We start from the raw sequence: 23,713 nt of genomic DNA on the forward strand, positions 1-23,713 counted from the left end.
CCGGTCAACGCCGGTGCGCCCAAGCCGCAGCCAGGCAATAGACGCCGAACGCCGCGAGGCCTAGCGCCACCACAGTCAGCAGCACCGTGCCGAACGGCTGGGCGGCGAGAGTCTTGAGGCTGGCGTCCAAACCGCCCGCCTGCTTCGCGTCGGCGTGGAACCCGGCGTAGCCCAGCAGGAACGCGGTCACCGCGAAAACGACGGCCTTGGCCAGGTATCCGGTGGTGCCCAGCCAGCCGACCCAGCGGCGGGTCTTGCCGGGCAACCCGGCGGGGTCGAGGTCTTCGAGGAAGGTCTGCTTCCCGCCTTTGACCCCGGCGGCGACGGCGACGCCGAGCACCACCGCCGCGGCGGCCACCACCAGCGCCGGGCCGGCGGGCAGCTGGAGCAGCTTCGCGGTGAACTCCTGCTGGGTCTGGTCGCTCGAACCGCCTCCGCCCGTCCCCGCGGCGAGCCGGAAAGCGGTGCCGCCGAGCGCGAGCACGACGATTCCCCGTGCTGCCGCGCCGAGCCGTTTGCGGGTCCGCTTTCCGCCGCTGGTCCAGGTGTATCCGGTCGCGGCCATCAAGAACTGCCACAGCCCGAACGCGACCAGGCCGGCCGCGAGCACCCACAGCATCGCCTGGCCGAACACCGTCGAACCGGCTTCCTGCAAGGCGCCCTTCTGGTCGGTCTGTTCGCCGCTGCCGAACGCGACTCGCACGGCGAGATAGGCGAGGATGAGGTGCACGAGCGCGTAGCAGGCCATCCCCGCCCGGCCGAGCAGCTGGGCGGTGTCGGTCTTTTCGCCTCGGGCGACCGTGCGGGTGATCCGGTTCATGCGGTGGGGGTACCCGCCGCGGGCCGGTGCCATGGGGGCAGATGGCGCAATCCGGGAGCCGGGAAGATCCACGGAGGACGGTCGGATCACGTGCGGTCGGCGATCGGTTTCGGGCCGTGACGGGAGGGGTCGGCTCGGCCACGGCCGGGAGCAGGCTCGCGGCACGCGGCGAGAAGCGAGCGGCCGGGATCAGCCCGTGGCCAGACCCGGCTCCGGCGGCGGGTCGCGGTAGATCCTGATCGTCAGCAGCGTCGTGACCACGCACCCCAGTCCCATGAACGCGAGCATCGTCCGGGTGCCCGCGAGTTCCGCGATCGGGCCCAGCACCGCGGTGCCGACCGGGATCATCGCGCGGTCGGTGCTCGCGATGCCCATGATCCGGCCGAGGAGGTTGCCGGGGACGGCCGCTTGCAGGGCTGCCCGGTTGGCCGTGCGGTAGCACTGCCCGACCAGCCCGACCACGACCATCGTCGCGCCGGCGCCGACCGCGGCGGGTTTTCCGGTCAAGCCGCTCGGGACGAGGAGGACCAGCAGCGCGAAACCGAGGAGCACCGCGCCGATCGCGGCCAGTCTCGCGGGGTTCGCCGGCGGGCGGCGGGACATGGTGGTCGAGGCGGCCAACGCGCCCGCCGCGCCGCAGGTCAGCAGCAGGGCCGCGGTGCTTCCGTCGCCGTCGAAGAGGTCTTTCGACAGAAGCGGCATCATCGCGGTGTAAGGGAAAGCGAACAGCATCGGTCCCATCGCGAGGGCGATCTGGCGGCGCATCGCCGGATTTCGCCGGAGCAGGTGCCAGACCGAGTCCGCGGGCGGCGGGTCCGAAGTGGACGGAGGCGGAGCGGAATCGGGCAGGATGGTGAGACAGCACAGTGCGATCAGTGTGCAGAAAGCGTTGAACCAGAACGCGATGGGGACCGAGCTGACCGCGAGGACGAGAGCGCCGACCGCGGGGCCGAGGATCATCGCCGCGTTCAGGCAGGCTGAGTGCATGGCGATCACAGCGGTGAGCGGTCGCTGGGCCCGCAGCAGCGGCAGGAGCGTCTGCCTCAGCACGGGTTCGGCGCTGCCCGCCGAGGCTCGCGCGAACACCATCGCGCACACGAGCCACAGCGGGCCGCCGGTGGTGACGATCCAGGCGAGGCACAGGGTCGAGACGAAGAGCGCCACGCGCAGGCCCGCGAGAAGCCGGCGTTTGTCGTAGCGGTCGGCGAGCCAGCCGGCCGGCGCGGTGAACAGCAGGATGGGCGCGAGCCGCACCACGTTCACCGTCGCCAGCGCGGTCGCCGAACCGGTCTGCTCGACCACGTACCAGTTGAGGGCGACGAGATCCGCGGTGTCGCCGATCCGGGAGGACAGCGTGCCGGCCAGGAACAGGCGCAGCGGCAGCCGTCCGGCGGCGCCGGTCATAGCACGGGGTCGCCCGCGCCGTGCAGAGGATTGGCCTGTGGCAGGTAGATGTCGTGGTCGGCGGCCAGCAACCGCATGAGCCCGAACGCTTTCTGCGGAAGGTGCGACGTCCGCAGGAACTCCACGTCGGCGGACGCCCGCGCGAGCAGGTGCTCCGGCAGGCCGGCGAGCAGGTCCGTCATCTTCGCGCGCACCGTCGCCCAGAGCTGCTCGGCGGGCAGGTCCCAGGTCGCCGCGAACATCGTCACCACCTGCGCGATGTTGGCCTGCAGCAGCGCATACGACACCTTCCGGCGGACGTGGTCGATGTCCTCGGTGAAGGTGATCGAATCGGGGTGCGGGGCGAACTCGAGGCCCGCCTCGCGCATCCGGCCGGGATGAACGCGGATCCCGCCGAAGTCGCGGACGAGGACCCGCACCGGGAGCCCGTCCCGCACCGCCAGCAGTGTGTTCTGCAGGTGGGCTTCCAGGCCGATGCCGTACCGCCACAGCAGCGGCAGCCCCGCGGCGAGCATCAGCTCCACGTACCGTTCGAAGAACGCGCGCGGACGGTCCTGGGCCAATTCCGCCAGCACGGTTCCGTCCGAATGCGACGCTCCGCGCAGCGCACACGCGGACAGGACGATCTCGCCGGGCATGGCGTAGTCGGCGGGATCGGCCCGGAGCAGCGCGGAAAGGCCCCGTTCTCGCGAGGGTGCGGCGTCGCCTGCCGCCGGGGAGAAAGCGATGCCGGCCAGCTCAGGTACGCAGACGATCCTGCCGCGCGTGGCGGGGTCGTCCGCCAGGAGGCGTTGCAGGAGACAGCTCATCCGCGGGCCGTTGTCGGTGGTGGCGGGCGAGATGGTGCGCCGCCGCGAGGTGAGCTGGACGTCGAGCGAGGTCTTGACGGTCAGGCGGCGTCCGTGCCTGCCCGCGGCGGCGGTGACCAAGGTGCGCACCGAGACAGTCGGTCGGCACGCCAGTTGCGCTTCGGGGAGCGGGACGATACTGCCCGCCGCCAGTTCCTCGCGGTACTCGGCGGCCAGCCGGCTCCGCATTTGCCACGGGTGGACGGGGATCAGCTCGTACTCGGCGGGAGCGTGCCCGCGAGCGGCGAGCCCGTCGATGGCGCGCGCGGCTGTCGCGGGGAAGTGGTCGGCCACGATCGTTCCCACCGACGCGCCCGACGGATCGGGTGTCGAGCGCACGGCATCCTTGCGCACCGCGACGAAGGAAAGGCTTACGGTGTCGGCGCTTTCCGGGCAGTAGGCGAGAGAATCCGCTGGGGTGAAGCCCCGGCGGACCCTCGGGCAGAGGTGGATCGTGTGTCCTTCCGCGCTCGAAGCGTCCAGATCGAGAGTGAGGTCGGAAGCGGCGCGCCGCTCGGCCAGCCGGTGTATGGGCAGGCCGCGCCGGACGCAGGCGCGGGACAGGGCGAGGTTGCGCGCGGAGTCGACGAGATCGCCACGGAGAGCGTCCCAATCCATTTCTTCGCCGGATGAAGCGACGGCGTCGACTAGTTGTTCGGGACGGTCGAGCGCGCGGACTTCGACACCGTCGCTCACCACGACGGGGCTCACCACTTCGTTGGCCCCGAACCCGTTCTCCAGCTCGCACACCACGGCCAGCCGTCGCCCCGACGACAGGGTCACGCAGATCAGCCGTCCCGTGCGCGGTCCCAGCAGCGCGAGAACGCTCGGGGACACCGGCGGCGTTCCGGTGAGGGGAAGGACGATCTCGGTGATCCGCTTGGCGGGCAACGATCTCCGTTCGCGCAGCAGCGCGCCGCAGGCTCCGTTGAGGGTGCTCAGCCTGGCCCCGGCGAGTTCGTCCAGCCAGGGCCGCACGAGGTCCGGCCGGCGCTCCCGCAGGCAGGCGAACATCTCCCGCTCCGCCTCGTTGAGGTCCGGCGGTTCCGGCTCCGCGTCCGGCGCGGCGAGCGGATTCGGCCCCTCGACGTACTGCTGGTCGGTGACGAGGTTCTTCAAGCGCATCGTCAGCAATGCTTTGTGCTGCCACGGCCCGCTCAGCAGCGCCTCGGCGTCCGCTCTGGCGTCCTCGGCCTCTTCGGGACAGCAGGCGGACATGGCGAGCCGGTGGAACGTCCGCCGCACGCACTCCCCCACGATCGGCCACAGGAGGTCCTCTTCGCATCCGGCCGCGTGCGCGATCCCGGCGACGAGTTCTCCGAGGTGGTGGCCGAAAAGCGGGTAGTACAGCTTGGCGCGCAACGCCGCGGCGTCCGGGGCGAGCAGGGCCGAGCCGGGCAGGAACTCGCCGGTCATCCCCCGCCGGGCGAGGCGGGACTCCAGCAGCCGCGCGGCGCCGAGATCCCTCGCCAGGACCCGGTGCGGCCACCGGTCTTTCAGTACGAGAACGGTGTTCTGCGGATGGGGTTCAAGCGCGATTCCGTAGCGGACGAGGAGTGTCAGCACCGGCGGGACGCAGCACTCGACATGCGCGGCGAGCCACTGCCGTGCCACCTCGGCCGGCGGAGCGCCGGTGACCGACACGGTCTCGGCGAGCAGGTCGTGGAGCAGGCTGGCCCCGGTCAACGGCGATTTCGCGAACAGCGAGGCGATCGGCATCGACAGTTCGCCCGGGCCGAGCAGGTCTTCGTTGTCTTCACGGAGGACGGCGGCCAGCGAGCGACGCCGAGCCTGGGCTGTGGCGGGATCGGGCCCGTCCGGCGGCACATACGCGACGCTGGCCAGCTCTCGCAGCACCGCGAACCGGGGGCGTCCGTCCGGCGTGCCGAGCGACAGGTCCAGGTCTCCGGCGACGATGTGCTCGAGCAGCGCGGACAGTCGCGGGCCGTTGTGCACCGCGGCGGGCGAAACCCCGCGGACGGCGCTGGTGAGCTGCACTTCCAGCGCGGTTTTGACATGCAGTCCCGCGCTGGCCGCGGTCTCGCGCGCCGACAGGGTCCGGACCGAGATCAGCGGCCTCGCCGGGATCCGGGTCCGCAGCGGCACCACCGTGCCGTCGGCGATCGCGTCGGCGTGCAGCACCGGCAGGGTGTGGAAGCGCTGGTGCGGATGAACCGGAATCAGCACGCGCTGCTCCGGAATCAGCCCGGCCGCGCGCATCTCGACCGCCGCCGCGGCGACAGTTCGCGGAAAGGCCTCGCTCAGCAGAGCTTGCGAAGCATCGAGGCCGTTCGCTCCGGTCGCGGCGTCCCGGGAAACCGAAACCAGCGGCAGATCGAACTCCGCGCCGAATTCCGGGGAATACCGCACAGCGTCCTCGACCGACATTCCGACTTTCATTTTGGCGACCGGATGCAATGGATGCCCTTCGGCGACCATTCGCTCGAAGGAAACCAGCAGCGACCCGGACTCGCCCGACTCGCGGAGCGCGGCGACAAGCGTCGTGAAAGGCCGGGTTCCGCGCTCGTTGTCGGAATTATCCCGATCGCACAGCCCGGCCGCGAAGAGCCTGGCGCCGGCCAGGGACAGCGCGTGGCCGGTGACGCTGTCGGCGAGCTCGGCGCGCAGCCGTTCCCAAGCGTCGCGGTCGCCGGAGCACAGCTGTTCCTTCAGGAGAAAGTCCAAGATGCGCAACGGGTCGGCGACCTCCTGGCCGTCGAGGCGCACCGGGCCGGCGAGGACGAGGCGACCGGTCTTCGTCGCCTCGCGCAGCACCAGGCGCAGGCCGCGCTCGCGGGCCAGGCCTATTTTCAGCAAACCCTCGCGCGCCAAAGCGGAGAGCAGCCGGGACACAGTCGCCGCCCGCGCCTCCGGAAGGCATTCCGCATAGGTTTCGGCAATACCCGGCGGCGCGAGTTTTCCAGATTCTTCCAGACGGACGAAGACGGCGAGTTCCTCGGGAGAAAGAGAGCCTCCCGGAGGTGCAATGAAAGCATTTTCACTAACCTGGGCGGGGGATGGCATGGTGCATAATGGTGTCCCCGCCATGGTTAACCAGACAGGAACGTACAGGTTAACAACAGATGAACACACCTATCACAACCCAATAAACTCAGACATTCGCACACTCATTCGCGACCATTGCGTGGCAGGTTGAGAACTCAACTGGAGCACTGTCTCATACTTTGCCACGCCAATTAATCCGGCAACCGCCGAATGCGGCCGATCCGCCGGTCGATTTCGCGGCTCACGGCCAGGGTGCCGTATTCGGCGTTGGACAGCACCGCCACGTCGAAATCCGCGGCGGGATAGCGCCGCGCGATGCCGCCGACGCCCGCGTTTCCGCCGTCCTTGCAGTAGTTCCGGACGGAACCGTCCGGCCCCAAGGCGAATTCCAGCCCGAAACCGAACCACACGTCGCCGTCCTCGGCGCGGTGGTGCAGCACCTGCGGGGTGAGGAACTGCTCGGTGCGCTCGGGCGACAGCAGCTCCCCGGCGCGGACGGCGCGCAGGAACCGCACCAGATCGGCCGCGGTGGCGTGTGCGCCGCCGTCGGGCGAGCCGATCGAGGGATAGCTGAAGATGTTCTGCTTCCGCCCGATGATCCGGCCTTCGGAATCGGCGACCGGATCCCAGCCCTCGGCGACGTCCGGCACCGCTTCCCGGCGATCGTAAAAGTCCGACGCGGTCATGCCCGCCCGGGCGAAAACGGCGCGCCGGATGTGGTCGCGGTAGGCGGTCCCGGTGATTTCCTCGATCGCCAGGCCGACGAGGATGTACCCGGCGTTGCAGTACCGGCAGCCCTCCCCCGGCGGGAAATTCGGTGCCTTGCAGGCGAAATTCGGCAGAAGGTCTCGCGTTCGCGGCACCGAGTAGACCGGTTTGTCGGCCCACAGCGCCTCATAGCTCTCGCCGGCTTCCTCGTCGGCGTCGTCGGCGATCCCGGAGGTGTGCGTGAGCAGGCGCCGCACGGTCGCCCGCGGCGAGATCGCCGTGCCGGCCAGGTCGACGATCCCGGTGATCGGCGCGTCCAGGTCCAGCCGTCCCTCGTCCACCAGCTGCAACGCGGCCACCGCCGTGAAGAGCTGGTGATGGAGGCTGTGTCGAACCGGAGGGAAAGACGATTCGGCACGCCCCACCGACGGCTCGCCTGCCCGTACGCGCCCGAGAACACCGTCTGCGCTCCACGGCAGTCAGCACCACCCCGGAGAACTTGTCGGCGGCTCGGGCACTCAACCAGGCATCCAGACCGGTGAAAGGCATCCTCCGAAGGTAGCTCACCCCACCGTGACCACCCGGGCCCAATCAGGTGGTGTATCCGGCCGATAGCGGAGAACGTTCTCCGCCGGCGCACCCGCTCTCGGGAACAAGCCCACCACCGTCCGGCAGGGCGGTCTCGTGCTGGGCCAAGGGGTTTGGCCGTCGGTCAACGCCACGATCACGTCGGGGCGGGGGCTGCCTCTCAATGCCGCGGCGAAACCGGTGCGCAGATCCGTACCCCCGCCGCCCAGCAACGGGATTCCTTCGGCGCTGCACAGCTGTTGCGTGACATAGGCGGCGGCGTCGCAGGACAGCACTGAAACGAGATCGCGGCGGCCGCCGACCGCGCGGACTATCGCGGCGGTTTCGAGGAGGGCGCTGCCCAGTTCGGCGTCGCTCACCGAGCCGGAGGTGTCGACGATGACGCAGACCTGCGGCGGGCGGCGGCGCAGGCTCGGCAGGACGACGCCGGGCAAGCTGGCCGACCGCCGCGACGGGCGGCCGTAGGTGTAGTCCTCGCCGGCCCCGGACATCGCGGACCGCAGCGCCGAGCCCAGCAGTTCCCGCCACGGCAGCGGCGGGTGGAACGCTTCCTCGGCCCAGCGTTTCCAGCCCGCCGGAACGTCGCCCGGATTGCCGTTGATGCCCTGGGCGACCCGGAACCGGACGGCATCCCGTTCCTGTTCGCTGAGCGCGTTCGCGCCGTCCGGGCCGAGATCCCATTCGCGCTCCAGGCCGTCGGCGCCGCTTCCGCAGTCGAGCCAGGCGAAACCGGCGGTGTACGGCCCGAGCCGGAACTGGCCCAGATATTCCTCCATCAGCTGGCCCTCGCGCAGCCTCAGCAGTTCCGGCTCGACGGCGCCCTCGGGCCGGGCCAGGCCGTCGCCGAACACGTCGTCGTTGATTTCGCAGTCCGCGGCGATGTTCATCCGCAGCCGTTCCGCCGGCCCGGTCAGCTCGTGCTTCGCGGCGTACCGGTCGCCGCGGCCGTGATGGTCGCGCAGCAAATGGGAGACCTCGTGCACCCAGACTCCGGCCAGCTCCTCCAGCGGCGTGCGGTCCACGAACCCCGGCGAGACGTAGCAACGCCAGTGGCGGTCGACGGCCATCGTCGGCACGCGCCGTGACTCGACCACGTGCAAGGCGAACAACGCCGTCGCCAGATACGGCCGTTGCCGGACCGCGTACAGCCGCGCGGCGTAGAGCTTCTCCTCGTCCATCAGCGCTCACCCGCGGGTTCCGCCCGCCGGGACAACGCCACCGCACCGGACAGCCGTTCGATCGCCGCCGGCACCTGCCAGTCGTCGCGGCGCAGCGAGGCGAGCGTCGTCGCGGGCACGACGACCAGGTCCGGCGCACCGGTTTCCAACGCCAGCACCAGCAACGACCACGCGGCGTCCCAGCGAGCCCGTTCCGGCCGCTTGCGCACCGCCTCCACCACGCCGTCCAGCACGGTCTGGCGCAGATCGCCGCGTTCGGGCAGCACCGCGGATTCGGGGTCCGCCAGCAAGGTTTCGGGATCTGGCAGATCCATCCGGTCCAGGCTGGCCAGCAGCTCCAGGCCCGGGCCGTCGCCGACGGTGCCGCGCACCAGCATGGACAGCACCTCCCGGGAAACGCCCGCCGCGGCAGCGAAAGCGACCAGCCGCAGGGTCATTTCCCAGCTGCGCGGCGAAGGCCACGGACCGCCGCGCCGAGCTTCGCTCTTCGGCAACTGATGCACGAGTCCGGGCCGGGCGGTCAGGAGTCCGCAGACCGCGCGGCGGGCGAAGGCCACGGCGTCGGGCAGGTGCCTCGGGTCCAGCTGGGGAAGCGCCGCGTATGGCCACGTCCCGCCCAGCCCTCGCACTACGACGTCGTGGTCGTAGGTCCACTGCAAATGCACGAACCGGTTGGCCAGCGGCGGGCTCAGCTCCCAGCCGTCGGCGGCGGACGAACGCGGATTGGCGGCGGCCACGATCCGTACCCCGGGCGGCAGCCGCAGAGCCCCGACCCGGCGTTCGAGCACGACGCGCAGCAGCGCGGCCTGGACGGCGGGCGGCGCGGTGGAAAGCTCGTCCAGGAACAGAAGCCCGTTGCCCGCCCGGACCAGGCGCACGGCCCAGTCCGGCGGGGCCATCGGCACGCCCTGCTCCGCGGGATCGTCGCCGACCACCGGCAGGCCGGAGAAGTCGGACGGTTCGTGCACGCTGGCGATCACCGTGGTCAGCGGCAGGTCGAGCGCCTCGGCGAGCTGGGTGAGCGCGGCGGTCTTGCCGATGCCCGGCTCGCCCCACAACAGCACCGGAAGATCGGCGGACACGGCCAGGGTCAAGGCTTCCAGCTGGCTGTCCGGTCGCGGTTCGGTGCTCGTGTCGTTCAGCAGGGTCAGCAGAGCGGCGGCGGTGTCCAGCGGTCGCGGGTTCCCGGGTGCGGGAGAAATTTCCATGGCAGTAAACAGGTTTCATCACCTTGGGGTCGAATCAGGGCCGGCTGTCGGCCGCGAAGGTCAGCGAGAGGTCGCGTGGCGGGGATGGCCGCGGTGGCTGGTGTTCCGGGCGGGCTGGCGCGGCGGTCCGTATCCGGCCAGGCCCGCCCGGTAGAGGCCGTGGACGACTTGACGGCGCGCGGCCGTCTCCAGTTCGTCGCGCAATGCGCCGTTGCGCAGGAGCACGTCCGGTCCGAGCAGTCCTTCGACGGTGGCGAGGGCACCGGCCGCGTCGCCGTGGTCCAGCCGGGCGCGGACGTCCACGAGATTTTCCGGAGACCGGTGCGCCTCGTCGATCGCCCGCAGGCACGGCAATTCGGGGCCGCCCAGCGCGCCCAGCAGTTCCTCGCGGCGAATTTCGCCGGGATCGTGGTCCAGCGGGACGAGCACGCCGTTCACCACGCCGATCCGATGCGTGGCGCCCCGGCATTCGACGAGGCGGGAATTGCCTGTACCGGCGGGAATCCGTGCCGCGCCGGGCGGATGGCCGGGCCGAAGTGCCGCTGCGACAAGGGGATGCAGCTGATCGGCGTCGAGCAGCCCGGCGTGGAGCAGCTCCAGGTCGGGCAGGACCCAGGTCGCGGCGTCGGGCAGGACCGCCACCGTGCGGGTCCGGTCTCCGCCCAGGTTCAGCATCAGCCGGTGCCGGGAGGCGAGCCGTACGGCGACGACGCCGCCCGCTCGCCCCTCCGCGCGCAGCAGCAACGCCGCCTCGGCCATCCACCGGTCCACCGCGCAGGGGCCCGCTCCGGGCGGGAGCGGGAGGGCGGCGTTCTCGTCCGGGGGCCAGCGCCCCGACCGTTCCCGCAGCTCGCCCGACCTGCGCGCGTCCCACAAGTGGCGGTGCAGATCGAGGCGATAACGCCGGTCGGGGCGCGGATGCGGATGCGGACCGGCCCCGCGCTGGGACGGCGACCACAGCGCGAGGCTGATCCGCTGCCCGGCATCCGCCCAGGCCGGCGGCGTGCGCGCGACGAGGTGGAACTCGCCGTCCGCCGGGCCGTACCGGGCGAGGGACACGGTGAGCCCCGGCCGGAGCAGGCCATCTGGCGCGATTCGCGGGAAGTGCCAGCGAAGCAGGTCAGGGGCCAGATGCCGCAGATCGGCGCGGACCTGTGCCGCCAGCCAGGCCCCATGGGCGCGGCCTACGGCCCGGAGGTTCAGATCCACGTCGACGCGCGCCGCGGCACAGGCCCCGGCCCAGTCGCCCGCCGCTCGGCGGGCAGTCGCTGACTCGATCATCGACGGCGGCACGGCGAATTCGCGCACGCGCGCCCAGAAATGGAGGCGAAGATTCTCGTTCGCGGGCAAAGGGTGCATCAGCACTCACCTTTGGCGAACGGAACCCCCGATCTGTTCGAGTAGTTGCTCATCTCGATCAGCGTAGCAGGATCGACGCCGGGTCCGCTCGGACATGTCATATTCTGCCGGACTCTCGCCGAACGCGGCTGCGCGATCGCCTTCACCTACCGCAGCGATCGGCAAGCAGCGGACCGGCTGGCAGTCGAACTCGGGGCGAAAGCCGATCCTCTCGCCCTCACCGACCCCGAGCGGAGCAAGGCGTACGTCGACAGCGTGATCGAGCGTTTCGGGGCGATCCACACCCTCGTCCACGCCGCCGGACCGCTCGTCCCGCAGCGGCCCCTGTCCACAGTGGACCCCGCTGAGTTCGGCGGGCACCTCGCGGCGGAAGCCGTCGCGTTCTTCAACCTCGTCCATCCGGCGTTGCCCGCGCTGCGCGCCACCAAGGGCTCGATCGTCGCGGTCACCAGTCCCCCGGTCCGCGACGGTCTTTCCGCCGGGCCCAAGGGCGCGGTCGAAGCGACCGCCCGCGCACTCGCCGCCGAGGATGGCCGGTTCGGCGTCCGCGTCAACTGTGTCGGACCCGGAATGCTGACCGACGGCATGGCCGCGAACCTGATGGCCAACGGCGATCTCGACGAGCGCGCGCATGCGGCAGCCCGGCGCGCCATCTCGTTACGCACCTTCGGCAATGCGCAGGACATCGCGGAGGCGGTGTGCTTCCTGGCGTCGGACCGTGCCGGGTTCATCAGCGGGCAGAAGCTCGACGTGGACGGCGGCTACGGCGTCTGATCGCGCCAGGGGCCCCGGATTGCCCGGGGCCCCTGACACAGGTCACTTAGCTTTGTTCTTCGCTTCTTTCGCTTTCCCCTTCAGCGAACCCTTGGCGTTCTGCGTCGGCGAGTACGTCCCGTACAGCGCGGGGTCGGGTTTCGGAGCGGTGCCGGGACCGCCGAGCGGTTTGGGATCGGTGAGGTACTCGATGCCTTCCCCGCCGAAGCTCCAGCCTGCCTTCGCCCCGTCCGGGCCGTCGGACAGATGCCAGACCGTGTTGTTGTGCTCCTGGTTTTCCTCGTCGAACAACGCGGTCGGCGCGATGTCGCTTTCCAGGCCGTCGGCCTTCAGTTCTTCGATCGCGGCCAGCCACTGCTTCTGGTGCACAGTGTCGCGTGCGAGGTTGAACTGCAGCATCGCCTTCACGCCGGGATCGTCGGTCATCTGGTACAGCCGCGCGGTCTGCAGCCTGCCCTGCGCCTCGGCCGCCACGTTCGCGCGGAAGTCGGCGAGAAGGTTGCCGGAGGCGATGATGTACTTGCCGTTCCACGGGGTGCCGTTCGAATCGGCGGGCAGCGCGCCGCCGCCGGCCACGATCGCCTGCTGCGGGTCCATCCCGCCGAGCACCGCCGCCATCACCGGATCCTTCACCGCCTCCGCGGTCGCGGTGGCCGGCGCCCCTTCGAGGAGCCGCGCGACCATCGTGGCGAGCATCTCGACGTGCCCGATCTCCTCGGTCGCGGTGTCCATGATCAGGTCCTTGTACTTGCCCTCGACGCGGCAGTTCCAGCCTTGGAACAGGTACTGCATGGTCACCGTCATCTCGCCGAACGCGCCGCCGATCAGCTCCTGGAGCTTGTGCGCGTACACCGGATCCGGCTTCTCGGGCTTCGCCTCGAACTGCAACAGCTTGGTGTGTCGGAACATCAGTGTCCTTCCCCGGGGATTCGAGCCGGGCGCCGTACCCGGCGAGTCCGGCACGGATGCCCGCGATCCGCCGGCCTACACGCGGCGATCCGGGTTCATTTCACGGAGTTCTGCGGGGCAACGGCGCGGTGGCGGGTCCTTCGAGCACGGCGCCGTCGACGTCGAAGCGCGAACCGTGGCACGGGCAGTCCCAGCTGCGTTCAGCGGCGTTGAACCGCACGAAGCAGCCGAGATGCGTGCAGCGTAAGGAAACCGCGTGCAATGCGCCTTCGCGGTCGCGATAGACGCCCTTGCGGCCGTGTCCGTCCGGGAGCACCTTCGCCTGGTCCACGGTGATCTCGTCGGTGCTCTTCGCGTCGGTGTGGGCGAGACGGTCGCCGACGAAGTCCTTCGCCACTTTCGCGTTCTGCTGCACCAGTTTCGAGGCCGAACTGAGCGAAATACGTTGCGGGGAAAAGAGGTCCCGATACGGATTGGCGGATCCGGTGATCCCATCGGCCACCATGGCCGCCGCCGCGGTGCCCATCGCCAGGCCCCATTTGCCGAACCCTGTTTCGAGCCACAACCGCCGCGCGCCCGGGAAATACGGTCCGGCGATCGGGAGGCTGTCGTAGGCCTTCGGATCCTGTGCGGACCACCGGTGGGTGACCTCGTCGACGTCGAAGTGGCGGGCCGCGAACTCGCCCAGTTCGGTGTACCGCTTGAGTTCCGCCGGGTCGCCCGCCGGATGGCCCTGGCCGCCGAGGATCAGCCGGTCGTCGTACGAGGCGAAAGACCACAATGGACTCCCGGCGCTGATCGCCAGCTCCTGCGGCGGGGTGCCGGACCGCAGCTTCGCCGCCACGCAGTACGACCGCTGTACCGACAACCGGGGGAAGAACAACCCACGATCGAGGATCGGGTAATGCGTTGCGATGACCACTGTCTCGGCGTCGAGCGCACCGTCTGCGGTCGTGATGCGATACGGCGACGCCTGGCTCACCTTGTGCACGCGGCTGTTCTCCAGCACGCGACCGCCTTCGGCCTCGACGGCGTCAGCGAGCCCGCGCACGTAGTCGGCCGGGTGGAGCGCGAGCTGTCCCGGCAGCCGCACCGCGCCGTGCACCGGTACCGGAAGATCCAGCGTGGTCGTCCACTCGACCGGCAGGCCGGCCTGCTGCGCGGCCTCGTACTCCGCTCGCACGGAATCTACTTCGTCCGCCTCCATCGCGAACGTCGCCGCGGGCAGCCTCCGGAGCCCGCAGTCGATGGATTCAGCCAGCTCCGCCACGAGTTCCACCCCGGCGAGCGCGGCTTCGGCGTAGACCGTCGCGGTGGCGATGCCGTGCTCGCGGACGAGCGTCGAGTACACAGTGGACTGCAACGCGGTGACCTTGGCGGTGTTGTTGCCGCTGGCCCCTTCGGCGACGCGCCCCGCTTCGAGGACTGTCACGCGCACGCCCCGGCGGGCGAGCAGCAGCGCGGTGGTCATCCCGGCGATGCCACCGCCGATGACGGCGACCTCGGCGCGTTCCCGGCCGCGCAAGGGTGGCCGGCTGGTCTCCCGGGCGGTCGCGAGCCACAGGGACTGGTCGGCGGTAGTGGTCATCGAACGCCCTCCCCTACGACGGCGAACTGGCGCGACGTGTCCCGCGCGACGGCAGAAGTCATGACCGGGCCCTCCCTGGAATCGATCGACCGGGACCGGGTAGCCCGTGGCGCACCGGGCAAACCTGTTTGGCGGGGCACCGGCGGCTTCGCGTTCGGCGTGACCATGTTGCTGCGCGAAGACGCGGAAATCAGCCGGGAGGAGCTGGCCTTCCGCTGCTCGGTCTGGAAGGGGCCTCGTCCGGGCGCTGAGCAGGCAAGATCGCGGACTCGCTGCCGTCCGCGAGCCGTGGTTCGGCTGTCGCAGCGGGCTTGGCCACTGCCAGTGTCCTGACCTGCGAGTTTGCTCTTTAAACCACGCTCGGTCTCGCCGAGGAGCTGAAAGCGGACGGGATCGCCGCGAATTCGCTCCGGTCGCGTACGCCGTCAATCGTGGCCCGCGCCGCGTGCGCGATCCTCACCTGGCCCTCGCGCGAGTGCGCCGGAACCCTCTTCACCGACGACGAGGTGCTCGCCGCCGACGGCGTCACCGGCCTCTCCGGCTATCAGCGCGGTGAGGGTGAATTGGCGCTGGACATCTTCGTCGACCCGGCCTGATCCCGCATCCGGTCGAACTCCCCCGGCAGCGTCTCGCCCTCGTTCATCTTGGCCAGCAGCTTGTGCAGGGAATCGCGGGAGCGCTGCGGAACGTCGCTGAGCAGCTGCTGGTCGAGGTCGTCCAGCAGCGTGTTCGCCTCGCGCAGCGTCTCCCGTCCCGCGTCGGTGAGGTCGACTCCGTAGCGCCGCCGGTCCTCGGGGTCCCGGGCGCGCGCGGCCAGTCCGAGCGACTCCAGGTCGTCCAGGCTGCTGACCATCGTCGCCGGGTCGATCCGCAGGCACGAGCCCAGCGACAGCTGCGACATCGGCCCGTTGTCGGACAGCGCCTGAAGGACGCTGTAGTGCCGGACCCGCAGGCCCAGCCCGTGCAGCCGGTCCTCGGCGAGCCGGAACGCGACCTGGCCGAGCTTGACCAGCAGACAGCTGGCGTGCTCCCCGATCCCGCCCGGAACCAGCGGACCGGACATCGTTTCCCCCCGCCCGTCGTCAGCGGACCGTACGATCGCCGATGATACGGGCCCGCGGCCGCACCGGATCGGGTCGAGGAGCCCGGCACGCGTTAACCTGGCCTCAACCGACAGCGCGAGAACACGGAACCCAGGTGAACCAGACCGGAGCACAGCCACCAGCCGGAACCCAGGCCATCCGCCGAGCGCTCGGCATCCTGCGGCTCCTGATGGACGAGGACGGGGAACTCCCGCTGTCCGCGATCGCCCGCAAACTGGACCTCACGCCGGGCACCACGCACCGGGTCGTGCGCGCGCTGAGCTCCGACGGGCTCGTCGCGCACAACCCCCGCACCGACAGCTACCACCTCGGCCCCGGCGCGATCCTGCTCGGCCAGGCCGCCCAGCGCGTGCACGGGCTCCAGCTCGCGCTGCCGGTCATCCAGCGGATCAACGCCGACACCGGCGAATCGGTCAACATCACGATCCGCGAGGGGAACGAGTCGGTGGTGCTGCTGCGCGCGCAGTCGACGCTCCCGCTGCGGTTCGAGCAGCATCCCGGCGCGCGGTTTCCGTTGTACGCCACGGCTTCCGGCAAGGCGATGCTCGCCAATTCCCTCGACGCGGAGTCCTACCTCGCGAGTCTTCCGGAGCGACTGCCCGCGCTGACCTCGCACACCCTCGCCACCCGGGACGACCTCGCGCTGGAGCTGACCGAGACCCGCGATCGCGGGTACAGCATCGACAACGAGGAAAACGTCGCCGGGGTGCGGTGCGTCGGCGCGGGGGTCCTGGACGACCGCGGCCTCGCCCGGGCGGCGGTGGTCATCCAGGTGCCGACGGTGCGGCTGCCCGAGGACCGGATTCCGGAGCTGGGCGCCCTCGCGATCGAGGCGGCGAAGGAAATCGCGCCGTTCCTGCCGCCGGACCGGCTCACTCGCTACTGACCCCCAACGCCCGTGCGGTCAGCGACGCAAGGTGCGCGGGCCGGTGGTCAGACAGCTGCCGAATCTGGGTCCGGCAACTGAAACCGTCCGCGTGCACCACGGTGCCCTCCGGGGCCGCTCGCAACGCGGGCAGCAGCTGATGCTCGGCGACAGCGACGGAAACGTCGTAATGCCCCCGCTGGAAACCGAAATTCCCCGCCAGGCCGCAGCATCCCTCGCGCAATACTTGCGTCTGCCCGGACAACTGCCCGAGCAGCTGGGAGTCGGCGTCGTAACCGAGATCCGCGTGCTGGTGACAATGCACCTGAGTAAGCACCGGGGCCTCGGACTTCTTCAACGCCGGTAGCTCGCTCTCCCCCAGATGCTCGGCGAAGGTCCGCACGCTGCGCTTCAGCGAGGCAGTCCGCGGATCCCCCGGCAGCAGCTCGGCGCCGTCCTCGCGGAGGGTCGCGGTGCAGCTCGGTTCCAGGCCGATCACCGGGATTCCCTGCTGAAGCCACGGATCGAACGCGTCCAGCGACCGGCGCAGGACCCGGCGCGCCGCTCCCAGCTGGCCGGTGCTGTGCCAGGTCAGTCCACAACAGACAGTCCGGTCCGGGATGACCACCTCGTGGCCGAGCGCCTCCAGCACCGCGACCGCGTCCCGGCCGACCTGGGGGTCGAAGAAGTTCGTGAAGGTGTCCGGCCACAGGACGACCTTCGACGGCGAGGTCACCCGCTCCCGGCGACGGAACCACGAAGCGAAAGTGGGCGAAGCGAGCTTCGGCAGTTCGCGTTCGGCGGCGATCCCGCCCAGGCGGTTCAGCGCCGGTCGAAGCGGGCCGGACGCCACGGCGTTGATCGCGCGGGCGAACGGCGCGCCCAGCCGGAGCCATCGCGGCAGCGCGCCCATCGTGTAGTGCGACATCGGCCGGACCCGGTGTTCGTAGTGGCGGCTGAGGAATTCGGTCCGGTACGAAGCCATGTCGACGCCGACCGGGCAATCGGATTTGCAGGCCTTGCAGCCGAGACAGAGGTCCAGCGCGTCGCGGACCTCGGGGGAACGCCAGCCGTCCTCGATGACGTCTCCGGCGAGCATTTCGAACAGCAGGCGCGCCCGGCCGCGGGTCGAGTGCTCCTCCTTGCCGGTGGCGCGGTAGCTCGGGCACATCATCCCGCCGGTCTCGGAGACGCATTTGCCCACGCCCACGCATCGGCGCGAGGCCGCGGCCAGGTCGCCGCCGTCGGCGTGCAGGGCGAGGCGGGCGCGGGTCGGCAGGACCGGCGGGGCGATGACGGTGCGCAAATCGGCGTCCAGCGGCGCGGGGTCGACGATCCGGCCGGGGTTCATGCCGTTCGCCGGGTCGAAGGCTGCCTTGAAATCGGCGAACGCCCGCATCAGCCGGGGCGGGAACATCAGCGGCAGGAGTTCGGCGCGGGCCTGGCCGTCGCCGTGTTCGCCGGACAGCGAACCGCCGTGGGACACGACGAGTTCCGCCGCCTCGACCATGAACGACCGGTAGGCTTCCTTCGCTTCCGGCGCGGCCATCGGGAAATCGATCCGCACGTGGAGACAGCCGTCGCCGAAATGGCCGTAGACCACGCCCTTGCGGCCGTGTTTGTCCAGCAGCAGCTCGAATTCGCGCAGGTACGCGCCGAGCCGGTCCGGCGGGACCGCGGAGTCCTCCCAGCCGGACCACGCTTCGGATCCGTCGGCCAGGCGCGTCGCGAGGCCGGCGCCTTCCTCCCGGATCCGCCAGAGTTTCCGTTGGGCCACCGGATCTTGCACGACCAGCGCGGAAGCGCCGACCTGCGGGGCGCGAGCGGCGACCTGTTGTGCGACGGCGACAGCCTCCGCCGCGTTGTCGCCGCCGGTTTCCAGGTACAGCCACGCCGTTCCGTCCGGCAGCGTGCTGCGGTCGCCGGGTTTCCGCGCGTCAAGAGCGGCGACGAGACCGGCTTCGATGCCTTCCATCGTGAGCACCGGAAGATCGAGCAGCGAAGGGACCGCATCGGCAGCGGCGATGCTGTTTTCGAAGCCCAGCACGGCGAGGGCGCGCGTAGCCGGGATCGGAGCCAGGCCGACGACGGCGCTCAGCATGGTCGCGCAGGTTCCCTCGGAGCCGACCAATGCCTTGGCGACGTCGAAACCGTTCTCCGGCAACAGGTATTCGAGGTTGTAGCCGGAGACCCGGCGAGGCAGTTTCGGGTAGCCGAGCCGGATGTCGGCCAGGTATTCGTCGCGCAGGTCTCGCAGGCCGCGGTACAGCGAGCCGACCGAATCCTCGCGAGCGCAGAATTCTTCCAGCTGGGCCGGAGAGGTGGGACCGACCTCGAGGCGGGTCCCGTCGGCGAGGGCGATTTCCAGCGCGCGGACGTTGTCGACCGTCTTGCCCCACGCCACGGAATGCGAACCGCAGGCGTTGTTGCCGATCATGCCGCCGATCGTGCACCGGCTGTGCGTCGACGGGTCCGGGCCGAAGGTGAGCCCGTGCTCGGCGGCCCGTTCGCGCAGCCGGTCGAGCACCAGCCCGGGTTCGACGCGCGCGGTGCGGGCGGCGGGGTCGAGGTCCAGCACGCGGTTGAGGTGCCGGGTGAAGTCGAGGATCACCGCGCGGTTCGCGGCCTGCCCTCCGATGCTGGTCGCCGCGCCGCGCGGGAGGACGGGCGCGCCGTGCTCCGCGCACACCCTCAGCGCCGCGACCACGTCGTCCGCGCTGCGCGGCCGCACGACGAGCAGCGGGACGTGCCGGTAGTTCGACGCGTCGGTGGAGTGGGTGGCAAGCGTGGCCGGGTCGCCGGCGACCTCGCCGGACACCGCCCGCGCGAGGGCTTCCTGCAGTGCCGAATGCGAACGGGCTCGGGCCGGCATGGGCGTCTCCTGGGAAATCGGGGGTTCACAGCGCCGCGGTCCCCGGGCTACCGTGAAGGCTCGCCACATAGTGGATATAGCTTCCACATGTTGTCAACTTCGACGTGAGGAGTGGTCTCCTTGACCGACATGCCCCGCAACGAAAGCGTGTTCACCTGGGCCGCGCCCCCGCTGAAGTTCGGTGCCGGCGCGCTCGACGAGCTGGGCGCGGAGGTGGCCGCCCGGCAGGCCAGGTCGTGCCTGATCCTCACCGACCCCGGCGTCCGCGGCACCGGCATCCCGGACCGGGCGCTCGACTCGATCCGCGCGGCCGGGGTGAAGAGCGAGATCTTCGACGGCGTCGGCGTCGAACCGACCGACGCCAGCATCGACGAGGCGGTCGCCTACGCCCGCCAGCAGGAATGGGACTGTTTCGTCGCGATCGGCGGCGGCTCGGCGATCGACACCGCCAAGGCCGTCAACCTGCTGACCACGCACCCCGGCGAACTGCTCGACTTCGTGACGCCGCCCATCGGCGCGGGCAAAGCGCCGTGGCTGCCGCTGAAGCCGCTGATCGCCGTCCCGACCACCGCGGGCACCGGATCCGAATCGACCACGATCTGCGTCGTCGACCTGCTCGGCCTGCACCTCAAGGCCGGGGTGAGCCACCCGTCGCTGCGCCCGTCGCTGGCGGTCGTCGACCCGCGCACGACGATCAGCCTGCCCTCCGAGGTGACCGCGGCCAGCGGCATGGACGTGCTGTCGCACGCGCTGGAGAGCTACACCAGCGTCGCGTTCGACGCGAAGCCCGCTCCGGAAGACCCGATGAAACGACCGGCTTTCTGCGGCTCCAACCCGATCAGCGACGTCTGGTGCGAGATGGCGCTGACGTTGGTGGGCAAGCATTTGCGCGCCGCTGTCCTCAATGGACGCGACCTGACCGCGCGCACCCAGATGGCGCTCGCGTCCACCTACGCCGGAACCGGTTTCGGCAACGCCGGCACCCACTTGCCGCACGCGAACGCCTACCCGATCGCCGGGGCGGTGAAGCAGTACCGCGCCGCGGGCTACCCGGAAATGCCGATGGTCCCGCACGGCCAGGCCGTGTCCGCGACCGCCGCCGAGGTGTTCCGCTGGACCTATCCCGCGTCGCCGGAACGGCATCTGCACGCCGCGCACCTGCTGTCCGGCGGGCAGACCTTCACCACCACCGACGGCGCCGACGCCCTCCCGCACGTGCTCACCGAGCTGATGGCCGACATCCAGATGCCGAAGGGACTGCACGCGTTCGGTTACGGCGAGGAGGACATCGACACCCTCGTCGACGGCACGCTCAAGCAGACCCGTCAGCTGGCTGTCGTGCCCCGTCCGGTCACCCGGACCGCGCTCGAAGACATCTTCCGCCGCTCGCTCTGACCACCGGGAGTTATCAATGGCGACAACTCCTCCGCGCACCGGCGAAACCGACGTCCGCCTGGTGGTCGCGTCCAGCGTGTTCGGCACGACCGTCGAGTGGTACGACTTCTTCCTGTACGGCACCGCCGCGGGCCTCGTCTTCAACAAGCTGTATTTCCCCGGTTCCGATCCCCTGGTCGGCACCGTGCTGGCCTTCGCGACCTTCGCGCTCGGCTTCCTCGCCCGCCCGGTCGGCGGCTTCATCTTCGGCCATCTCGGCGACCGGATCGGGCGCAAGAAGATCCTCGTCGCGACCATGCTCATCATGGGCACCGCGACCTGCCTCATCGGCCTGCTGCCCGACTACCAGATGATCGGACCGGCCGCGCCGATCATCCTCGTCGTCCTCCGCCTGGCCCAAGGCGTCGCCGTCGGCGGAGAATGGGGCGGCGCGGTGCTGATGGCCACCGAATACGCTCCGCCCGGGAAACGCGGTCTCTACGGCAGTTTCCCGCAGATCGGGCTGGCCATCGGGCTCACGCTGGGCACCGGCGTGCTGGCCCTGCTCAACGCGATCACCAGCGACGCGGCGTTTCTCTCGTGGGGCTGGCGGATCGGCTTCCTGCTTTCCGCCGTGCTGGTCCTGGCGGGGCTGCTGATCCGGGTCAAGGTCATGGAAACCCCGGCCTTCCGCACCATGACGGCCGAGGAGGGCACGGCCACCGTCCCGGCCGTCGAACTGGTCCGCGACCGGCTTTCCCGGCGGCACCTGCTGCTCGGCATGGGCAGCCGGTTCACCGAGGGCGTGGCTTTCAACGCCTGGGCGGTCTTCGTGATCTCCTACGGCAGCGGAACGCTGAAACTGGACCGGCAGCCGCTGCTGATCGGCGTGATGATCGCGGCCGCGGTGATGGTGGTGTTCATCCCGGTGTTCGGCAGGGTGTCCGACCGGTTCGGCCGCCGCAAAACCTTCACGACCGGAGCCGTGACGACACTGGTGCTGGCGATCCCCGCACTGGCCGCGCTGCACAGCGGCAATCCCGTGCTGATCACGCTCTCGTTGGTCGCGGTGCTGGGCATCAGCTACCCGGTGATGTACGGCCCGCAGGCGGCGTTCTATGCCGAGCTGTTCCCGATTTCGCGGCGGTGCACCGGGATTTCGGTCGTCTACCAGCTCTCCGGCGTCGTGGCCTCGGGCCTCACCCCGCTGATCCTCGCCTACCTCGCCGGGCGGACCGGCACGACCGGCATCCTGATCTACCTCGCCGCGACGACCGCGGTGAGCGTCGTCTGCACGCTGGCGATCCGCCAGAGCGACCTGTTCGACGACGACGCCCGGGTTTCCCAGCCGGTGAAGGAGGTTCCTCGCCTCACCTGAGCCGCCGCGTTCCGGGCGGCCGACCGTCGCCCGGAACGCGGGCCGCGCTGATCGCATCGAGAATCCGCTCCCGATCGGCGGGGCGGAGGTAGAGGTAGTGCCCCGCTTCCGGCAGGACATCGACCTCCGCGTGCGGGACGAGTCCGCGGAGATGCGCCGCCGCGGCAACCGAATCGTGGACGACGCTGCGGCCGCCGAACAGCGCCAGCACCGGCATCCGGATCGCGCGGAGGGCGTCTTCGCGCGGGCGGGTCTGGAGCGGGATCCGGGCGCGATACGCACGAATCCCGGCGACGACCACCTGCGCGGCGGGCTGATCGAACACATCCTCGCCCGCCGACCAGGCCACGAAGCGCCGCCAATCGCGGTCGCGGTTCAGCACCATCGCTGTGAGGGCGCGTCGTTGGGTGGCTGCCGAGAACTTGGCGCTGACTGTTGTCGGGTCGAGCAGGCAGAGCGCGGCGAGCCGGTCCGGGGCGTGAATGGCCTGGTTGACCGCGTGCCAACCACCAGTCGAGCCTCCGACCAGGAAGACGTCGCTCGGCCCGAGCCCGGCCAGGACGTCGTCGAGGCCGAGTGCCCGGTCGCGGATGTCGGCGAACGGCCTGGTCTGCACGCTGCGTCCGGCCTCGCCGAGCGTGTCGACGGCATAGACCGGGCCGTCGAGCCCCGGGATCAGCGGCGCGTAACAAACCGACGTGTTCATGAGGCCCGGCAGGAGCACGATCGGCCGCTCGCCTTCACCGAAGCGGTAGACGCGGGCGGAGCCGTGGCGGCACGCGACGTCGAAGACCTCGTCGGGCGGCGGGCATTCCCGCAGCGCCTGCTCGTAAACCGCGAAATACCGTTGCCGCGCCTCAGAATTCTTGAACTGGCCTGCTTTCTTCATGACCCGGGACGCTATTTCTCCTGACCCCGCCCGGTCTTGGACGAAAGTAAGATGGCGGCATGGCAGAGTGGTCGCTCGTCGTCCCGCACCGGGAAATCACGACCTCCCGGGGACGGCACGTCTTCGGAAGCCCGCGAGTCCCGGGCGTCCTGGACTACGCGGGCCACGAGTTCCCCGATTCCGCGGAAACACCTTGGCGCGTAACGCCTTTGGGCGCGCTCACCATGATCCTGGATTTCGAGGCGCCCGCCCGGTCGCTGCCGCCGTCGCCGGTCCTGGGATTGCGGGACCGCCCCTTGCTCGTATCGCAGGCCGGGCCCGCGCGGGGAATCACCGTCGCGCTGACCCCGCTCGCCGCGCACGCGTTGTTCGGCCTGCCGCTGCGCCTGCTGGCGAACGCGAGCGTCTCCGCGGCTGACCTCCTCGGCCGCGACGCGGGCCTGCTGACCGACCAGCTCGCGTCCGCACCCGGCTGGCCGGCGCGATTCGCCCTGCTCGACGACTTCCTGCTCCCCCGCGTGCTCTCGGGCCCGGCCCTGGCCCGCCCGGTGGGGGCCGCCTGGCACCGGCTGACGTCCGGTCCGGCCCGGGTCGACGCCGTGGCCGCCGAAATCGGCTGGACGCGGCAGCACCTGACCGTCCGCTTCCGCGAGCAGATCGGCCTCTCGCCCCGGACCGTCGGACGGATCTCCCGCCTGCACCGCGCGGTGGCCCGGCTCCCGTCGGCGCGGTCGTGGGCGGAGCTGGCGATCCAGTGCGGTTACGCCGATCAATCCCACCTCAACCGCGATTTCCGCAGTATTACCGGCTGCACGCCTACCGAATACGTCACAGGCTAGTTC

The 23,713-nt window shown here is 70.5% G+C and carries 18 protein-coding genes; 6 read left to right on the forward strand and 12 right to left on the reverse strand.

Annotation, left to right across the window (positions count from 1 at the left end; genetic code table 11):
- Positions 1–4: 4 nt before the first annotated feature.
- From ACZ7SW_RS15795 to ACZ7SW_RS15825, 7 genes are all read right to left on the reverse strand, one after another.
- Positions 5–820: a DUF1206 domain-containing protein gene (locus tag ACZ7SW_RS15795; RefSeq protein WP_470231103.1), complete on the reverse strand. Its 816-nt coding sequence runs from the start codon at positions 818–820 to the stop codon at positions 5–7.
- Between the two features lie 189 nt (positions 821–1,009).
- Complete coding sequence (locus tag ACZ7SW_RS15800) at positions 1,010–2,224, reverse strand: MFS transporter (protein WP_470231104.1); 1,215 nt, start codon at positions 2,222–2,224, stop codon at positions 1,010–1,012.
- A complete protein-coding gene (locus ACZ7SW_RS15805) occupies positions 2,221–5,925 on the reverse strand; it encodes an IucA/IucC family protein (protein WP_470231105.1) in 3,705 nt (1,234 codons plus the stop codon). The genes ACZ7SW_RS15800 and ACZ7SW_RS15805 overlap by 4 nt, the downstream gene beginning before the upstream one ends.
- Before the next feature lie 344 nt (positions 5,926–6,269).
- Positions 6,270–7,145 (reverse strand): serine hydrolase domain-containing protein, encoded by an 876-nt coding sequence (locus ACZ7SW_RS15810; protein ID WP_470231106.1) that lies wholly within the window; start codon positions 7,143–7,145, stop codon positions 6,270–6,272.
- Positions 7,146–7,349: 204 nt separating this feature from the next.
- On the reverse strand, positions 7,350–8,552 hold the full coding sequence (locus ACZ7SW_RS15815; RefSeq protein WP_470231107.1) for a vWA domain-containing protein: 1,203 nt from the start codon (positions 8,550–8,552) through the stop codon (positions 7,350–7,352).
- On the reverse strand, positions 8,552–9,760 hold the full coding sequence (locus ACZ7SW_RS15820; protein WP_470231108.1) for an AAA family ATPase: 1,209 nt from the start codon (positions 9,758–9,760) through the stop codon (positions 8,552–8,554). The genes ACZ7SW_RS15815 and ACZ7SW_RS15820 overlap by 1 nt, the downstream gene beginning before the upstream one ends.
- A 60-nt stretch (positions 9,761–9,820) precedes the next feature.
- Entirely contained in the window at positions 9,821–11,119 is a 1,299-nt protein-coding gene (locus tag ACZ7SW_RS15825) for a hypothetical protein (protein WP_470231109.1), read from the reverse strand.
- Positions 11,120–11,164: 45 nt separating this feature from the next.
- Here ACZ7SW_RS15825 and ACZ7SW_RS15830 point away from each other — a divergent pair, with 45 nt between their 5' ends.
- A complete protein-coding gene (locus tag ACZ7SW_RS15830) occupies positions 11,165–11,893 on the forward strand; it encodes an SDR family NAD(P)-dependent oxidoreductase (protein ID WP_470231110.1) in 729 nt (242 codons plus the stop codon).
- A gap of 42 nt (positions 11,894–11,935) precedes the next feature.
- Here ACZ7SW_RS15830 and ACZ7SW_RS15835 read toward each other — a convergent pair whose 3' ends face one another.
- The gene (locus tag ACZ7SW_RS15835) at positions 11,936–12,802 is read right to left on the reverse strand and encodes a manganese catalase (RefSeq protein ID WP_470231111.1); all 867 of its coding nucleotides are present in this window, start codon (positions 12,800–12,802) and stop codon (positions 11,936–11,938) included.
- A gap of 100 nt (positions 12,803–12,902) precedes the next feature.
- Positions 12,903–14,390 (reverse strand): FAD-dependent oxidoreductase, encoded by a 1,488-nt coding sequence (locus tag ACZ7SW_RS15840; RefSeq protein WP_470231112.1) that lies wholly within the window; start codon positions 14,388–14,390, stop codon positions 12,903–12,905.
- Positions 14,391–14,821: 431 nt separating this feature from the next.
- Between ACZ7SW_RS15840 and ACZ7SW_RS15845 the strand changes: the two genes are divergently transcribed.
- Positions 14,822–14,986: a hypothetical protein gene (locus tag ACZ7SW_RS15845; protein WP_470231113.1), complete on the forward strand. Its 165-nt coding sequence runs from the start codon at positions 14,822–14,824 to the stop codon at positions 14,984–14,986.
- On the opposite strand, the gene ACZ7SW_RS15850 is transcribed toward ACZ7SW_RS15845, so the two are convergent.
- Positions 14,935–15,453, reverse strand: a complete 519-nt coding sequence (locus ACZ7SW_RS15850) for a MarR family winged helix-turn-helix transcriptional regulator (protein WP_470231114.1) — start codon at positions 15,451–15,453, stop codon at positions 14,935–14,937. The two genes, ACZ7SW_RS15845 and ACZ7SW_RS15850, sit on opposite strands and share 52 nt — an antisense overlap.
- Before the next feature lie 134 nt (positions 15,454–15,587).
- Between ACZ7SW_RS15850 and ACZ7SW_RS15855 the strand changes: the two genes are divergently transcribed.
- Positions 15,588–16,379, forward strand: a complete 792-nt coding sequence (locus ACZ7SW_RS15855; protein WP_470231115.1) for an IclR family transcriptional regulator — start codon at positions 15,588–15,590, stop codon at positions 16,377–16,379.
- Here the strand turns inward: ACZ7SW_RS15855 and ACZ7SW_RS15860 are convergent.
- Positions 16,366–19,230, reverse strand: a complete 2,865-nt coding sequence (locus ACZ7SW_RS15860) for an FAD-binding and (Fe-S)-binding domain-containing protein (RefSeq protein WP_470231116.1) — start codon at positions 19,228–19,230, stop codon at positions 16,366–16,368. The two genes, ACZ7SW_RS15855 and ACZ7SW_RS15860, sit on opposite strands and share 14 nt — an antisense overlap.
- A gap of 129 nt (positions 19,231–19,359) precedes the next feature.
- Between ACZ7SW_RS15860 and ACZ7SW_RS15865 the strand changes: the two genes are divergently transcribed.
- A complete protein-coding gene (locus tag ACZ7SW_RS15865) occupies positions 19,360–20,625 on the forward strand; it encodes a hydroxyacid-oxoacid transhydrogenase (RefSeq protein WP_470231309.1) in 1,266 nt (421 codons plus the stop codon).
- Between the two features lie 16 nt (positions 20,626–20,641).
- Positions 20,642–21,982 (forward strand): MFS transporter, encoded by a 1,341-nt coding sequence (locus ACZ7SW_RS15870; RefSeq protein WP_470231117.1) that lies wholly within the window; start codon positions 20,642–20,644, stop codon positions 21,980–21,982.
- Here the strand turns inward: ACZ7SW_RS15870 and ACZ7SW_RS15875 are convergent.
- On the reverse strand, positions 21,975–22,871 hold the full coding sequence (locus ACZ7SW_RS15875) for an alpha/beta fold hydrolase (protein WP_470231118.1): 897 nt from the start codon (positions 22,869–22,871) through the stop codon (positions 21,975–21,977). The genes ACZ7SW_RS15870 and ACZ7SW_RS15875 overlap by 8 nt on opposite strands.
- A 59-nt stretch (positions 22,872–22,930) precedes the next feature.
- On the opposite strand from ACZ7SW_RS15875, the gene ACZ7SW_RS15880 reads away from it, so the two are divergent.
- Positions 22,931–23,710: a helix-turn-helix domain-containing protein gene (locus ACZ7SW_RS15880; protein WP_470231119.1), complete on the forward strand. Its 780-nt coding sequence runs from the start codon at positions 22,931–22,933 to the stop codon at positions 23,708–23,710.
- Positions 23,711–23,713: the final 3 nt, after the last annotated feature.

Source organism: Amycolatopsis sp. NPDC114484 (assembly GCF_055633755.1).

Coding starts and splice junctions, on each gene's coding strand:
- ACZ7SW_RS15795 (WP_470231103.1), bottom strand. CDS start 820: ATGAACCGGATCACCCGCACGGTCGCCCGAGGCGAAAAGACCGACACC.
- ACZ7SW_RS15800 (WP_470231104.1), bottom strand. CDS start 2,224: ATGACCGGCGCCGCCGGACGGCTGCCGCTGCGCCTGTTCCTGGCCGGC.
- ACZ7SW_RS15815 (WP_470231107.1), bottom strand. CDS start 8,552: ATGGACGAGGAGAAGCTCTACGCCGCGCGGCTGTACGCGGTCCGGCAA.
- ACZ7SW_RS15820 (WP_470231108.1), bottom strand. CDS start 9,760: ATGGAAATTTCTCCCGCACCCGGGAACCCGCGACCGCTGGACACCGCC.
- ACZ7SW_RS15825 (WP_470231109.1), bottom strand. CDS start 11,119: ATGCACCCTTTGCCCGCGAACGAGAATCTTCGCCTCCATTTCTGGGCG.
- ACZ7SW_RS15835 (WP_470231111.1), bottom strand. CDS start 12,802: ATGTTCCGACACACCAAGCTGTTGCAGTTCGAGGCGAAGCCCGAGAAG.
- ACZ7SW_RS15840 (WP_470231112.1), bottom strand. CDS start 14,390: ATGACCACTACCGCCGACCAGTCCCTGTGGCTCGCGACCGCCCGGGAG.
- ACZ7SW_RS15850 (WP_470231114.1), bottom strand. CDS start 15,453: ATGTCCGGTCCGCTGGTTCCGGGCGGGATCGGGGAGCACGCCAGCTGT.
- ACZ7SW_RS15860 (WP_470231116.1), bottom strand. CDS start 19,230: ATGCCGGCCCGAGCCCGTTCGCATTCGGCACTGCAGGAAGCCCTCGCG.
- ACZ7SW_RS15865 (WP_470231309.1), top strand. CDS start 19,360: ATGCCCCGCAACGAAAGCGTGTTCACCTGGGCCGCGCCCCCGCTGAAG.
- ACZ7SW_RS15870 (WP_470231117.1), top strand. CDS start 20,642: ATGGCGACAACTCCTCCGCGCACCGGCGAAACCGACGTCCGCCTGGTG.
- ACZ7SW_RS15875 (WP_470231118.1), bottom strand. CDS start 22,871: ATGAAGAAAGCAGGCCAGTTCAAGAATTCTGAGGCGCGGCAACGGTAT.
- ACZ7SW_RS15880 (WP_470231119.1), top strand. CDS start 22,931: ATGGCAGAGTGGTCGCTCGTCGTCCCGCACCGGGAAATCACGACCTCC.